Source organism: Shinella sp. OV683, assembly GCF_057787725.1.
Map to the genome: position 1 here is coordinate 4,831,794 of NZ_CM173543.1, position 13,057 is coordinate 4,844,850.

The following is a 13,057-nucleotide window of genomic DNA, read 5'->3' on the forward strand; positions in this document are numbered from 1 at the left end:
TCAGGCCTCCGCGGCGCATTCGCGCAATGTTTCTTCGAGAATATCCATCGCTTCCGAAAAGACGCTATCCTCGATGGTAATGGGAGCGAGGAAGCGGATGACGTTGCCATAGACGCCGCAGGTCAAGAGGATCAGGCCCTTGGCAAGCGCCTTCTCGCGCACCTTGTTGGCGAAATCCGCATTCGGCGTCTTGCTGCCGGGAATGTTGAATTCCACCGCATTCATGAAGCCGGGGCCACGGATGTCGGCGATCTGCGGCACCACACCGATCAGCGACTGCAGGCGCTGCTTGAGGCGGTTGCCGAGCGATTCCGCCCGTTCGTTGAGCTTCTCTTCCTCGATGACGTCGAGGACGGCATTGCCGGCGGCGATGCCAATGGGGTTGCCGCCATAGGTGCCGCCGAGGCCGCCCGGGCCAGGTGCATCCATGATATCAGCGCGGCCGGTGACAGCCGCGATCGGGAAGCCGCCGCCGAGGCCCTTGGCCATCGTGGTGATGTCGGCGACGACGCCGAAATGCTCCATGGCGAACAGCTTGCCGGTACGGGCAAAGCCGGTCTGCACTTCATCGGCAATCAGCAGGATGCCATGCTTGTCGGCGAGTTCACGGAGCTTGACCATGAAGGCGCGCGGCACTTCGTAGAAACCGCCCTCGCCCTGCACCGGCTCGACGATGAAGGCCGCGACGCGGTTGGGATCGACATCGGCCTTGAACAGCTTGTCGAGAACCGAGAAGGAATCCTCGATTGTGGTGCCGTGCAGCTCGACCGGGAAAGGAACGTGGAAGACATCCGGCATCATCGCGCCGAAGCCGACCTTGTAGGGAACGACCTTGCCGGTCAGCGTCATGCCCATGAAGGTGCGGCCATGGAAGGCGCCCGAAAAGGCAATGATGGCAGAGCGGTTGGTGGCGGCACGTGCGATCTTGATGGCGTTTTCAACGGCTTCGGCGCCGGTGGTGACGAAGATCGTCTTCTTCTTGAAATTGCCGGGCACGGCATCGTTCAGGCGCTCGGCGAGGCGGACATAATTCTCGTAGGGCACGACCTGGTGGCAGGTGTGGGTGAAATGATCGAGCTGGTCCTTGACGGCAGCGATCACCTTGGGGTGGCGGTGGCCGGTGTTGACCACGGCGATGCCGGCGGCAAAGTCGATGTAGCGGCGGCCCTCGACATCCCAGATCTCGGCATTCAGCGCCTTATCGGCATAAATCTGCGTGGTGACGCCAACGCCGCGCGAGATCGCATCGGACCGTCTGGCCGCAACATCCGTGTTCAACATGGAAAACCCCTGACCTGTTTTGTGACAAAGCAAATACCCCGCCCCGCCGCCTCCCGGCGATGCAGGTCGAGGTGCTGAAAATATTTTTTGCATTTTTTCTGTAGACTTGCAATATGGGCATGCAGCAAAATTATTGATGGGTAGACACCGTATGAGCAGCGGCCAGGACGCCGGGATGACAGGTCGGGTGCGGTTCAAGATCGCCGAAGCCGCCCGAATGGCCGGCGTATCGCCCTCTACGCTACGCCTGTGGGAAAGCCAGGGGCTGATCGAGCCCGTGCGAACCGACTCCGGCCAGCGGCTTTACGAGCAGATCCATATCGAACGCCTGAAGGAAATCAGCTGGCTCAGGAACGGCAAGGGCCTGAACCCGGCGGCCATTCGCGAGGGCTTGGGACAGGGCGCCCCCCATCGGGCGGAGCCGAAGATCCGGGCAAAGGCACATCCCACTTCGGACATTGGCCGCAAGCTGCGCTATCTGCGTCGCGAGGCCGGCAAGACGCTGGAGAAGGTTTCAACTGAGACCGGCATTCCGGTGTCGATGCTCTCGACCTTCGAGCGCACGTCGCAGGGCCTGTCCTTCAAGGCGCTACATGAGCTCGTCGCATCCTTTGGCACGACGCTCGCCGTTTTGAGCGGGCAGGAAGACCGGCATGCGGGGGAATCGCTGATCCGCCGCGGCCAATGGTCCAACTGGCCGCCCTCGTCCTCCGGCGTCACGGTCCAGATCCTGTCGGAAGGCAAGAACCAGATGGAGTGTCACCGCTTCGTATTGGCACCCGGCGCATCCAGCGAAGGGGCGTACCAGCATGAGGGCGAGGAATTCATGCATGTGCTGGCGGGGCGCATCGAGATCATCCTCGATGGCGATCAGTTCTTCGAGCTTGGCATGGGGGATTCGTTCTATTTCGAAAGCCGGAGGCCACATTCCTGGCGCAACAGCTTTGCCGGCGAGACGGTGCTGATCTGGATCAACACGCCACCGACGTTTTGATTGGTCATCCCATCGCGGCGTATGCGCTCAACTCCTCGAGGTCGAGGTCACGTTCCAGTTCATGCAAGGTCTCGTCGTCGATATCGCCGGCGCGGTGAAGCTTGATGAGTTCCCGACGCCCGGTGGCCACCGCTTCGAGCACGACTGTGAAATGCGCGCGCAACAGGGGCGTATAGTGCTCCGTGCGTTCAGCGTAATCGACGATCCCCACCGCCCGTCGCTGATACCGGTCAAGCAACTGCGGATGAATGAGGGTGCCCTCGCCGTCATAGGCTAGGCCTTGCACGGCTGTGAACTGGACCTGGGCCATCGCGGCTTCGGCCTGGCTCATGCTCAGCCGAGGCTTTTCGGATATCGCCTCACTCAGTCTGGCCCAGTCAATCACGCGGCTCAATGTCGTTCCCTGAAGGAGCACAGTTCCGACGATAACGGCGAAAGCGGCCACCAAGATGAAGTCGCGGCCGGGGAAATTTTCGGGCACGCTGAGCGCCAGGGCCAGCGTGACCACTCCACGAACGCCCGCCCAGCTGAGCACGACGGCACTTCGGGCACCGAGCGGCGTATATCGCTTGATACCAAAGAAGTTGCAAAGCCGAATCATCCAGTCCGACGCGAAAACCCAGGCAAAGCGCGCCAGCGTCAGCGCAAGCAGGAGCGCCAGGATCGGCCATCCCATCGTTGCGGCGACGACGCCGAAGCCACCGCCGCGCTCAACCACACCCCGCAGCGACAGGCCGATCAGAATGAAGACCGCCGCTTCCATCAGGAAGACGATCACTGTCCAGAAGGACGTGCCGCGCATGCGGGTGGACGCGGACAGCACGGTGTGCTGATGCCAGCTCGCTATCATGCCGGCGGTAACGACGGCGATGACGCCCGAAACGTGAATCAATTCACCGAGCAGATAGGACGTCCACGAAATCAGCGCGGTGGACGCGATGATCAGATACTCATCCCCCAGGCGGCGCGCGAAGACGACCCATGCAGCGCCAACCGCGGCGCCGACAAGGGCTCCGCCGATCGCCAGCACAAAAAAGCTTTCCACTGCATCGGCGGCGCTGAACATGCCGGTCACACCAGCGGCGATGGCAAAGCGGAAAAGCACGAGGCCGCTCGCGTCGTTGAACAGGCTCTCGCCTTCGAGCAGGATCTGCAGACGCCGCGGCAACCTCACCCGCTGCAGCACCGCGCGGGCCGAGACCGCGTCGGGCGGCGAGACGATCGCCCCCAGTGCCGCGCAGGCCGCCCAGGGCAGTGACGGAAAGAGAAGATGCGTCACTACGGCGACGGCGATGCAGGTGAACAACACCGCCCCGACCGCAAGCGACACGATGCCGATCATGTGCCGGCGCAGGGGGCCGAGCGGGATGGACCAAGCCCCGTCCAGCAGCAGCGGCGGCAGGAATATCACCAGCACCAGCTCTGGATCAACCTCGATCGTCGGCAGGCCCGGCGCGAAGGCCAGAAGCGCGCCGCCCGCGAGCAGCGCCACGGAGGGCGGGAGTCCGAGCCGGTGGGCGGCATAGTGCAGCGCGATGATCGCCACGAACATTCCGATCACAAGCTCGAATAACTCCATTGAATTCATTGGTCTTATTCCTCGTGATCTTTGTTTGCCACCAACGTAGAACATTCGGTTCCGATTTGAAAACACTTCTGTCCGCTGCCGGGTGCGCGGCGTCTGCAGGGTCAACACTCTGGGATCTGGCTGCCTGCTTCGCGGGCGAGACGGTGCTGATCTGGATCAACAGGCCGCCTACGTTTTGACGCATTTCGCAGAAGCGCCATAGACTTTTAGACGCTTCGCAGGAATGTTGGGCGCGCGGGCGCATTTTCTCTTAATGCACGTTGATGATAAGACTGAGCGCTCCCGGGCGCATAGACGGAAAGGCGAATTTGACTTTCAACGAGAAGGGATGAGACCATGAACAAGAACACCATCTGCATCTGGTACGACAAGGACGCCGAGGCTGCTGCTCGCTTCTACTCCGAAGTGTTTCCCGATAGCGCGGTCAGCGCCGTCCATCGGGCGCCCAGTGACTACCCGTCCGGCAAGGAAGGTGACGTGCTGACGGTCGACTTCACGGTTGCGGGCGTGGCTTGCATGGGGCTCAACGGAGGCCCTATGTTCAAACACAACGAGGCTTTCTCGTTCCAGATTGCAACCGACGACCAGGAGGAGACCGACCGCTATTGGAACGCCATCGTCGGCAATGGCGGGCAGGAGAGCGCCTGCGGCTGGTGCAAGGACAAATGGGGCATCTCGTGGCAGATCACCCCGCGCGCGCTGACCGAGGCTATGGCCGCCGGTGGCGCCGAAGCAAAGCGCGCATTTGAGGCGATGATGGACATGGGAAAGATCGACGTCGCCGCGATCGAGGCCGCACGGCGCGGCTGATGTCGGAGAGCTATCGAGCGAAGGCGCGTGCGAGCCCGGCGGCGAGGAATTTTTGCACGTGCTGGCGGGCCGCATCGAGATCGTGCTCGACGGCGACCAGTTCTTCGAGCTCGGCGTGGGGATTCGTTCTACTCCGAGAGCCGCCGGCCACATTCCTGGCGCAACAGTTTTTGCCGGCGAGACGGTGCTGGTATGGATCAATACGCCGCCAACGTTTTGATTTAGAGGAGGCTGCGGCTTTTGGCCCGAAGCGGCCATAGAAAATGCACCCAACCAAGGCCTGCTTTGCGCCCACGTCGGCCGTAGGGCCTGCGGTGGGGTCTGCCAGAAAGCAGACCTCGATCAAGCTAGGCTTGAACGGCATCAGAAGACGGCGGCCGGGATCATGCAACCGCTGCTTCGCCTACGGCAGGAGTATTTTTGTCCGATGCGTGCTTCCGGGCATACCCAAAAGCCTTTGCTGGACGCTTGGTAGCGCCCATGTCGTACGAGCGTCCGCCACGATGCCGGGCTAACTGCCTCGCCAATTTCCTTGCCGCCTTCCACGCCTGCCTCGAAAGATTTAATTGTCGATCGCCTTCATCCGCTCCCTGAGGGTGGCTCGCTAAAATCCTGTGCGCAGCGTATTGCCCGCCATTGCAAACACAGGCGGCGTGCGCTAGGAACAGACAAGGAACATGAGAATGCCCAACGGTTACGACGGACGCGCCATCGCCAACTTCATACTCGACTTCTGTGACAGGAACGGCCGGGTCGTGACCAATCTCGCGCTGCAGAAGATTATTTACTTCTGTCATGTCTGGTCGCTTATCGAACTGGACCGACCGCTGGTACGTCACAAGTTTGAAGCTTGGGAGTACGGCCCGGTCCTGCCATACCTGTATCGTGAATTCCGGGCATACGACCGGTATCCCATCGAGGGCCGGGCAACGCAGATTAATACCGTTGATGGTAAACAGTGCGTAGTGGAGTATGATTTCGATTTGCAGACCGAGTCGCTGCTAAGCGAAATTGTCGCGTTCTATACAAAAATGCGCGCCAGCGATCTTGTCAGCTTGAGCCATGCGGAAGGCGGTCCGTGGCATAAAGTATGGAATCACGGGGGGAGAGTGAATCCAGGCATGAAAATCGACGATGTCGAGATTCAGGCCTTTTATTCGAAAGCAGTGCGTCCGTTCACAATCCAATAGATGGATGACTATATGGCTGAGTTGCGTATCCCCTCTCTTCAACACCTCGCGCGTAACTGGCGTAGCGAGCCCGCTATTATAGCCCGTGCATTGGTCCGGTTGGAGCAGGATCCGCCAAGGTTCAACTACAATCCGTTATACGGTGCCGTCCGTGACATGCTGGTGCTGGGTGTGCCCTATGACGATGTCGTCAAGGGCATTAAGAAGATCAGACGAGAGACGGTGCGCAACAACCTGCTGAGCGTACTGCCGCTAATCCGGGACCATTTCGCGGGCGTTTCGCCTGACTTCTACCAGACCATCGACAAGCGGTATTATCCCATCGGTCGCGACCTGATGGTGCCGTTCGAGCCGCCCATGATCTACGGTATCGGCGGGCAGCTCTATTTTCCCTGGTTCAGTTTCTGGCGCCAGAATCCGTTGGCAAAGGAACGGCTTTCCCTCTTCGTCACACTCGTAGACGAAATCATCATGCAGGACCCGGACCTGGAAACCGCGCGGTTCGAAATTCTGGATTTCAGCTCGCCTTCGCCCAAGCAGCCTAGAACGCTCCGTGTAATCGACGCACGCGACATTCCGCGCGTCGATTACCAGCGTAAGTCTGAAATGCTGGAGTGCTTTGCCGAAGGATATTATCGCGCGCTTGATGAACTCGCAGGTGCACAGCCACCACCGCCGCCAGGCGGACGGCCGGACAATCGCGCCCCCGATCCCGATCAACCCGATTTCTGGGATTGACCGTGGCGCGGGTGGCAGTGCTCGAAGCGAGCTGGTGCGCTATTGATAGCCAGCAAGGCTCGCATCCAAACGTGCGAGCTGACGTTTGCATCTGGCGCAACGGCGACCCCGACCAAATACAGACGGGCAACCTCACGCCGCCCGCTTCATCCCCGCGTCCATCATCCTCGCACCCGAAGCCGTCAGCACACCGACCGCACCTTCCAGCCATCCGCTCTTGAGTTCCAGCGCCAGGAAGCGTTCGCGGGCAAAAGGCCCAGGCATCATAAGAGTGGTGGTCTTATCGGCCGAGAAGCCGAAGCGCTCATAGTAGGGGGCATCGCCGACCAGCAGGATGGCGCCGTGGCCGCGCTTTTTGGCTTCGAGAATGGCGGCACGCATCAGTGCTCCGCCAATGCCCTTGCCTTCATTGTCGGCATCGACAGCCAGCGGGCCGAGCAGCAGGGCCGGCACGACATTGCCTTCCGGCGTGATGCCGGCATCGATGTTCCAGAGGCGCACCGTGGCGATGACATGGCCCGAGGAATCGCGGGCTACCAGCGCCAGGCCTTCGGCCGGCAGGCGGTTGCGGCGAAGCGCTTCGGAAGACTTCTTCTTGCGCATCGGACCCATGGCGCGATCGAGCAGGCTTTCACGCGCCACGACATCGGACGGGTTTTCCCGGTCGATCAGGAAGGCATCTTTGTTTTTTGGCGCAAGGAATGCGCGGACAGAATCAAGAACAGCGGCCATCTTGGCCTCCCGTACCCAATACCGAATTGCACGGCGATGATAGGAATTGTGAATTTGCCGCCCCGGCTGGCTACGGGGCTGGCAATGGAGATATCAGATCACGTAGGCCTTGAGCGGTTCGAAGCCGTTGAAGGCCACGGCCGAGTAGGTCGTCGTGTAGGCACCGGTGCCTTCGATCAGCACTTCGTCACCAATCGAGAGCGACAGCGGCAGCGGATACATGTTCTTTTCATACATCACGTCAGCCGAGTCGCAGGTCGGGCCGGCCAGCACGCAGGGCTCCATCTCGTCGCCATCACGCTCGGTGCGGATGGGGTAACGGATCGCCTCGTCCATGGTCTCTGCCAGGCCGCCGAACTTGCCGATGTCGAGGAACACCCAGCGATGGGTGTCATTGTCCGACTTGCGCGAGATCAGCACGACTTCCGACTTGATGACACCGGCATTGCCAACCATGCCGCGACCCGGCTCGATGATGGTTTCGGGAATGTTGTTGCCGAAATGCTTCTTCAGGCTTGCGAAGATCGCGCGGCCATAGGCCTCCGACGACGGGATGTCCTTGAGGTACTTGGTCGGAAAACCGCCGCCCATATTGACCATCTTCAGCTCGATGCCCTGCTTGGCAAGCGACACGAAGACGCGCTTGGCATCGGCAAGAGCCGAATCCCAGGCATCGACCTTGGTCATCTGCGAACCGACATGGAACGACACGCCATAGGAATCGAGGCCCAGCTGATGAGCATAGACGAGCACGTCGACGGCCATCTGCGGCACGCAGCCGAACTTGCGCGACAGCGGCCATTCGGCGCCGTCACCATCGGTGAGCACGCGGCAGAACACCCGGGCGCCGGGAGCGGCACGGCCGACCTTTTCGACTTCCTCGTGGCTGTCGACGGCAAAAAGGTTGACCCCCAGGCCATGAGCGCGCGCAATGTCACGCTCTTTCTTGATGGTGTTGCCGAACGAGATCCGGCTGGGGGTCGCGCCGGCATTGAGCGCCATTTCGATTTCAGCCACGGAGGCGCAATCGAAATTCGAGCCCATGCCAGCAAGCAGCTTGAGGATTTCCGGCGCCGGGTTGGCCTTGACAGCATAGTAGATGGAGCTGTCCGGCATGGCGTGACGGAATGCCTTGAAATTGTCCTTGACGACATCGAGATCAACGATGAGGCACGGGCCTTCCGGTCGTCGGGTGGCGAGGAAATCGCGAATACGTGCGGTCATGACAGAGTCCTTCCAAATCAGTTGGGCTGTCCTTTGCGGAAGCCGGACTCAACCGGCTCGACCGCATGGACAGGTGGCATTTCTCCGGCAACTCCGGAGGACAAGCGAAAGACGGAGCTACGATCACGCACCAGCCGATGGAGACCCCGGCGCGATCACGGAAAACCGTCAAGCGGTTTGAGCAAGCGCCGTTAGCGGGCGTCTGTTCAGTTTGTCTGCCTTAGATTGGATGGTTGTCCCAACCGCACTTTTGGCAATGAAGGTGTGCCTCTTCAGTAACCCCGGCTGATGGAAAGCCGGACGACACCAGAAAGGCCCGCACCGTCGTTGCTTCAGATGTCCTCGCATTATCCGGAAGGCCGGACTTGCGACTGGAGCGGTTAGTTCCAGGTACCATACCGATTTCCTCACCACTTAGAGGGTCGGCGGACACCCATGGGCACGTGCGACTTTGGGCTGAAGGTGAAATAGGGATGTTCGCCGTCATAATCAAGAATTTTCTTGCCCCCTATCGAATTTTTTTTCCCATGGTAAAACACTGGCCAAACGTGGTTTTCGACCGAAAAACAAAATGGGGATTTATGGACACTCTGACGCGTATGCGCGCCTTCATCGATGTGGTGGACGCGGAAGGATATTCCGCAGCGGCGCGCAAGCTCGGCCGTTCGAAAGCCCTGCTGTCGAAATATGTCAAGGAACTCGAGGATGAACTTGGCGCCTTGCTGCTCAATCGCACGACGCGGCAGTTCTCGCTGACCGAGGCAGGGCATACCTACTACAAGACTGCATCGGAAATCCTGAAGGAGATCGACAATCTCTCCGACATGGTCCGCGAGGGTGCGCAGGATCTCAAGGGGCGCGTCAAGATCTCCGTGCCGCGCTCATTCGTCGACGCTGAGATCGGCCGTTCGCTGATCGATTTTTCTATCGAACATCCCGACATTACGCTCGAGATCATCGCCGAGGATCGGTTCGTCGATCTGATAGAGGAAGGCTTCGACGTGGCGATCCGCATCACCCGGCTCGAGGATTCCGGCATGATCGCGCGGAAGCTCTGTGATTTCGGCCTGCACTGTTTCGTGGCGCCTTCGCTGCTGGAAAAATACGGTGATGTCGCCAAGCCGGCCGATCTCGCCAACATTCCCTGCATCGTCGACACCAACAGCCGCTACTACAACAACTGGCGCTTCGAGATGCCGGACGGGGGCAGCCAGACCGTCTCGGTCTCCGGCCCGATCGAGGTCAATTCGCCGATCGCCTCGACACGCGCCGCCATTGCCGGCCTCGGCGTGGCGCTGATCCCGGATTTCGTCGCCAAGCCACAAACCGAATGCGGCGAACTTGTCGTCATTCTCGAGGAATACATGCCGCATGGCGGCGGCATCTATGCCATCTACCCGCATCGGCGCTATCTGCCGGCCAAGGTGCGGCGCTTCGTCGACTTCCTGCATGCGTGGTTCCGCAAGAACGTCTAACGTTTGCCGGACTGCGATGCGAAAGAATGCCGCAAGGTGGCGGGATGGCCGGAATTTCGACTCATTGTTCCGCATGCTGCCATGCGAAGTAGGGATAGCTGTTTTTACAATGAAGAATAAAGTCCTGCCGCTCCTGGCTATGTTGGCATGCGCACCCGCCGCGGCCTTTGCGCACCCGCATGTGTTTGCCGATGCGCGGCTGGAAATCGTCGCCGGCGGCGACGGCAATGTCACCGAACTCCACAATGTCTGGCGTTTCGACGAAGTGTTTTCCTCGAGCGTGCTGATGGATTTCGACAAGAACACCAATCTCAAGCTCGACCCCGACGAACTCGCGGAGATCGGCAAGACGGTGCTGACGTCGCTTGAGGATTTCGGCTACTACACGACGCTGACCGACAACGGCAAAGCGGTTGGTGTCAGCAAGCCGGACATGATCCATGTGGATTACAAGGACGGGCAGCTGCTGATGTTCTTTGCCATCAAGCCCGCTGCGCCCATGCCGCTCAAGGGCAAGCTGACCTTCGGCATCTACGACCCCACGCTTTATACGTCGATCGATTTTCCATCGGACAAGGACGTGGTATTGTTGGGCAAGTTCGACGCCTGCAAGAGCGCCATCGTCCGGCCCGATCCCGACGAGGTGATCGCCGAGAACAAGTCGACGCTGACCGACGCCTTCTTCAACGACCCGACCGGCACCGATATGTCGAAGCTTTTTGCGACCCGCGCGGAGGTGACATGCCAGTGATGCGCCGAAATTCCGCCATTGTCGCCATGCTGCTGATGGCCACCGCCACCCTTGCCCACGCCTCGTCGCTCGGCCTGGGCAATGTCGAGCCCGGCGCCGGACCCTCGATGTTCGTGATGCACTATATGCCGTGGTTCGAGCCGGTGCTGCAGTTCATCCAGTCCAAGCAGCAGGAATTCTACCGTGCACTGACGACCTCGCTGAAGGCAATGCGCACCGATGTCTGGCAGCTCTGGTGGCTGGTCGGCATCTCGTTTCTCTACGGCATCTTCCACGCCGCCGGTCCCGGCCACGGCAAGGCCGTCATCTCTTCCTACATGATTGCCAACGAGACAGAGCTGAAGCGCGGCGTGCTGATCTCCTTCCTGTCGGCCTTCGTACAGGGCGGCGTGGCGATCCTCGTGACCGCAGCCGGATTCCTGATCCTGCGCGGCAGCACCATCACCATGACCGATGCATCGCGCTGGCTGGAGATTGCCTCGTTTGCGCTGATCATGGCCTTCGGTCTCTATCTGCTTTACCGCAAGCTGCGCGGCATGCTGCGGCGGACGGCAGCGAGCTTTGCGTCGGCAGGGCCGGAGCTGGCCATGGCCGGCGGCATGAGTTTTCGCGAGGGGCTCGATCATGGCCATTCGCATGGTCCCGGCCTGCAGCACGCTCATGCCCACGGCGCCGGTGAGGTCTGCGAAGTCTGCGGCCACGCGCATGCACCCTCGCCTGATATGGTATCGGGCGAAAGGTTTTCGCTGGCCGATGCCTGGACGGCAATCATGGCGGTGGGCCTGCGTCCCTGCTCGGGCGCGATCTTCGTGCTGACCTTCTCGTTCCTCAACGGGCTTTATCTCGGCGGCGTGCTGTCCGTGCTGTTCATGTCGATCGGCACCGCGATCACCGTCTCGATCCTGGCGACCATCGCTGTTACCGCCAAGGACGCGGCGATCCGCTATGCGGGTTCCGGCTCGCGCGCACTGTGGATCGGCAATGGGATCGAAATTGCCGGCGCTATCGTGATCGTTCTCTTCGGCTTCACGTTCCTGATGGCATCGCTGCAGGGCTGAGGACGGCAGAAATAAATAGTCGGTGGCGCTCGCAAATCGGTCGCGTCGGCCACACATTGGCGTTGCCACTCACTCTTTTGCTGTCAGGAAACACCATGTCAGTCTCTCTCCACGCCATCGCAACCATGTCCATCCTTCCTCGCTTTGCGGGCCTGAAGGCCGCCCTCAACCAGGCCGAAGCCTACTGTACTGAAAAGAAGGTCGATCCGTCCGTCCTGCTGAACGCCCGGCTTGCACCCGACATGCGCAGCCTGATCGGGCAGGTGCAGCTTTCGTCGGACCATGCCAAGGGCGCCTTCTATCGCACCGCCGGCCTGCCTTCGCCGTCGCTGGCGGACAACGAATCCACCTTTGCCGAGCTGCATGCCCGCATCGACAAGACGCTGGAACTGATCAGCGAAGTCACGGCCGAACAGATGAACGGCCGCGAAAACGCTGATATCCTGCTGAAATTTCCGCGCGGCGAGATGAACTTCACCGGCGAGGGCTACCTTCTCGGCTTTGCGCTGCCGAACTTCTATTTCCATGTCACGACCGCCTACGCGATCCTGCGCCACAACGGCATGCCGCTCGGTAAGAACGTGTTCATGGGCCGCGACTGACATCGATTTCTTCGGTATGAGGCGGGGTTGCGGGCCAGGTTGCGTCCGCCGCCCCGCTAACTTATGATGTAGCCGTTCTGACGAACAGCGCACAGGTGCATTCCGGGAGTCGGCCATGATCGACCTTGCAAGTGCCGCCACGGCCGCCGCGTTGCTCAACAATTCGGTCGCTGCCATAGACAAGGTCTACAACTGGTGGAAGGCCACTCGTGGAGAAAAGCCTGCCTCCATGGGGTTGCGCAGCGATCCTCAGAAACAAGTTCTGCAGTATGTGCCGCTCACCTCGGTGACCCAGCCTGCGCGCGTGGTCATGACCTATGCGGATCTGGCGAACAGGCTCGACCAGAACGATATCAACTTCATACGTTCGTTCGAAAATCGTATGGCCGTGGCGATGAGGCAATGGGAGGCGCTGAATGCCCGGCTGCCCTTGTCCGATCCCGTCGAAAGGGCGCGGATCGAGGCCAACATGGAAGATATGAAGAACCGCGACATCTGCCATAGCCTCAAGCAGATCGTTGATTTCATTGACAAGCTCGGCATTGACCTGATGGACCACTATCAAAGTGTCCGCACGATGTGCCCCGTCTGAGCACAAGCGACCAACGCTTCAA

Annotated in this window: 13 protein-coding genes and 1 pseudogene; 10 read left to right on the forward strand and 4 right to left on the reverse strand. The window is 60.3% G+C overall.

What is annotated here, in order from left to right; all coding sequences use genetic code 11:
• Nucleotides 1–1,281: a 4-aminobutyrate--2-oxoglutarate transaminase gene (locus ACXHRN_RS23330; protein ID WP_488638667.1), complete on the reverse strand. Its 1,281-nt coding sequence runs from the start codon at nucleotides 1,279–1,281 to the stop codon at nucleotides 1–3.
• Between the two features lie 136 nt (nucleotides 1,282–1,417).
• Here ACXHRN_RS23330 and ACXHRN_RS23335 point away from each other — a divergent pair, with 136 nt between their 5' ends.
• Nucleotides 1,418–2,275, forward strand: coding sequence for a MerR family transcriptional regulator (locus ACXHRN_RS23335; RefSeq protein WP_488638668.1), 858 nt, complete (start codon nucleotides 1,418–1,420; stop codon nucleotides 2,273–2,275).
• Between the two features lie 4 nt (nucleotides 2,276–2,279).
• Here the strand turns inward: ACXHRN_RS23335 and ACXHRN_RS23340 are convergent, their stop codons facing one another.
• Nucleotides 2,280–3,863 (reverse strand): Na+/H+ antiporter, encoded by a 1,584-nt coding sequence (locus tag ACXHRN_RS23340; RefSeq protein WP_488638669.1) that lies wholly within the window; start codon nucleotides 3,861–3,863, stop codon nucleotides 2,280–2,282.
• Nucleotides 3,864–4,199: 336 nt separating this feature from the next.
• Between ACXHRN_RS23340 and ACXHRN_RS23345 the strand changes: the two genes are divergently transcribed.
• The 4 genes and pseudogenes from ACXHRN_RS23345 to ACXHRN_RS23360 all read left to right on the forward strand — a co-directional run bounded on the left by ACXHRN_RS23345 (nucleotide 4,200) and on the right by ACXHRN_RS23360 (nucleotide 6,601).
• Nucleotides 4,200–4,673 carry a VOC family protein gene (locus ACXHRN_RS23345; protein WP_488638670.1) on the forward strand — a complete coding sequence of 158 codons (474 nt, stop codon included), beginning with the start codon at nucleotides 4,200–4,202 and terminating at the stop codon, nucleotides 4,671–4,673.
• A 13-nt stretch (nucleotides 4,674–4,686) separates the two neighbouring features.
• Nucleotides 4,687–4,893: pseudogene (locus tag ACXHRN_RS23350) on the forward strand (cupin domain-containing protein); the annotation flags it as partial.
• A gap of 463 nt (nucleotides 4,894–5,356) precedes the next feature.
• Complete coding sequence (locus ACXHRN_RS23355; RefSeq protein WP_488638671.1) at nucleotides 5,357–5,863, forward strand: Panacea domain-containing protein; 507 nt, start codon at nucleotides 5,357–5,359, stop codon at nucleotides 5,861–5,863.
• Between the two features lie 12 nt (nucleotides 5,864–5,875).
• The gene (locus ACXHRN_RS23360) at nucleotides 5,876–6,601 is read left to right on the forward strand and encodes a hypothetical protein (protein ID WP_488638672.1); all 726 of its coding nucleotides are present in this window, start codon (nucleotides 5,876–5,878) and stop codon (nucleotides 6,599–6,601) included.
• Between the two features lie 132 nt (nucleotides 6,602–6,733).
• On the opposite strand, the gene ACXHRN_RS23365 is transcribed toward ACXHRN_RS23360, so the two are convergent.
• Both ACXHRN_RS23365 and odc2 read right to left on the reverse strand, forming a co-directional pair.
• Entirely contained in the window at nucleotides 6,734–7,333 is a 600-nt protein-coding gene (locus ACXHRN_RS23365; RefSeq protein ID WP_488638673.1) for a GNAT family N-acetyltransferase, read from the reverse strand.
• Between the two features lie 93 nt (nucleotides 7,334–7,426).
• Nucleotides 7,427–8,557, reverse strand: a complete 1,131-nt coding sequence (gene odc2 / locus ACXHRN_RS23370; protein WP_488638674.1) for an ornithine/lysine decarboxylase — start codon at nucleotides 8,555–8,557, stop codon at nucleotides 7,427–7,429.
• Between the two features lie 581 nt (nucleotides 8,558–9,138).
• Between odc2 and ACXHRN_RS23375 the strand changes: the two genes are divergently transcribed.
• From ACXHRN_RS23375 to ACXHRN_RS23395, 5 genes are all read left to right on the forward strand, one after another.
• On the forward strand, nucleotides 9,139–10,032 hold the full coding sequence (locus ACXHRN_RS23375; protein WP_488638675.1) for a LysR family transcriptional regulator: 894 nt from the start codon (nucleotides 9,139–9,141) through the stop codon (nucleotides 10,030–10,032).
• Between the two features lie 109 nt (nucleotides 10,033–10,141).
• Nucleotides 10,142–10,783, forward strand: a complete 642-nt coding sequence (locus ACXHRN_RS23380) for a DUF1007 family protein (RefSeq protein WP_488638676.1) — start codon at nucleotides 10,142–10,144, stop codon at nucleotides 10,781–10,783.
• On the forward strand, nucleotides 10,774–11,841 hold the full coding sequence (locus tag ACXHRN_RS23385; protein WP_488638677.1) for a nickel/cobalt transporter: 1,068 nt from the start codon (nucleotides 10,774–10,776) through the stop codon (nucleotides 11,839–11,841). The genes ACXHRN_RS23380 and ACXHRN_RS23385 overlap by 10 nt, the downstream gene beginning before the upstream one ends.
• A 95-nt stretch (nucleotides 11,842–11,936) precedes the next feature.
• The gene (locus ACXHRN_RS23390) at nucleotides 11,937–12,443 is read left to right on the forward strand and encodes a DUF1993 domain-containing protein (protein ID WP_488638678.1); all 507 of its coding nucleotides are present in this window, start codon (nucleotides 11,937–11,939) and stop codon (nucleotides 12,441–12,443) included.
• 115 nt (nucleotides 12,444–12,558) lie between these two features.
• Nucleotides 12,559–13,035 carry a hypothetical protein gene (locus ACXHRN_RS23395; RefSeq protein WP_488638679.1) on the forward strand — a complete coding sequence of 159 codons (477 nt, stop codon included), beginning with the start codon at nucleotides 12,559–12,561 and terminating at the stop codon, nucleotides 13,033–13,035.
• Nucleotides 13,036–13,057: the final 22 nt, after the last annotated feature.

Coding starts and splice junctions, on each gene's coding strand:
- ACXHRN_RS23330 (WP_488638667.1), bottom strand. CDS start 1,281: ATGTTGAACACGGATGTTGCGGCCAGACGGTCCGATGCGATCTCGCGC.
- ACXHRN_RS23335 (WP_488638668.1), top strand. CDS start 1,418: ATGGGTAGACACCGTATGAGCAGCGGCCAGGACGCCGGGATGACAGGT.
- ACXHRN_RS23340 (WP_488638669.1), bottom strand. CDS start 3,863: ATGAATTCAATGGAGTTATTCGAGCTTGTGATCGGAATGTTCGTGGCG.
- ACXHRN_RS23345 (WP_488638670.1), top strand. CDS start 4,200: ATGAACAAGAACACCATCTGCATCTGGTACGACAAGGACGCCGAGGCT.
- ACXHRN_RS23355 (WP_488638671.1), top strand. CDS start 5,357: ATGCCCAACGGTTACGACGGACGCGCCATCGCCAACTTCATACTCGAC.
- ACXHRN_RS23360 (WP_488638672.1), top strand. CDS start 5,876: ATGGCTGAGTTGCGTATCCCCTCTCTTCAACACCTCGCGCGTAACTGG.
- ACXHRN_RS23365 (WP_488638673.1), bottom strand. CDS start 7,333: ATGGCCGCTGTTCTTGATTCTGTCCGCGCATTCCTTGCGCCAAAAAAC.
- odc2 (WP_488638674.1), bottom strand. CDS start 8,557: ATGACCGCACGTATTCGCGATTTCCTCGCCACCCGACGACCGGAAGGC.
- ACXHRN_RS23375 (WP_488638675.1), top strand. CDS start 9,139: ATGGACACTCTGACGCGTATGCGCGCCTTCATCGATGTGGTGGACGCG.
- ACXHRN_RS23380 (WP_488638676.1), top strand. CDS start 10,142: ATGAAGAATAAAGTCCTGCCGCTCCTGGCTATGTTGGCATGCGCACCC.
- ACXHRN_RS23385 (WP_488638677.1), top strand. CDS start 10,774: ATGCCAGTGATGCGCCGAAATTCCGCCATTGTCGCCATGCTGCTGATG.
- ACXHRN_RS23390 (WP_488638678.1), top strand. CDS start 11,937: ATGTCAGTCTCTCTCCACGCCATCGCAACCATGTCCATCCTTCCTCGC.
- ACXHRN_RS23395 (WP_488638679.1), top strand. CDS start 12,559: ATGATCGACCTTGCAAGTGCCGCCACGGCCGCCGCGTTGCTCAACAAT.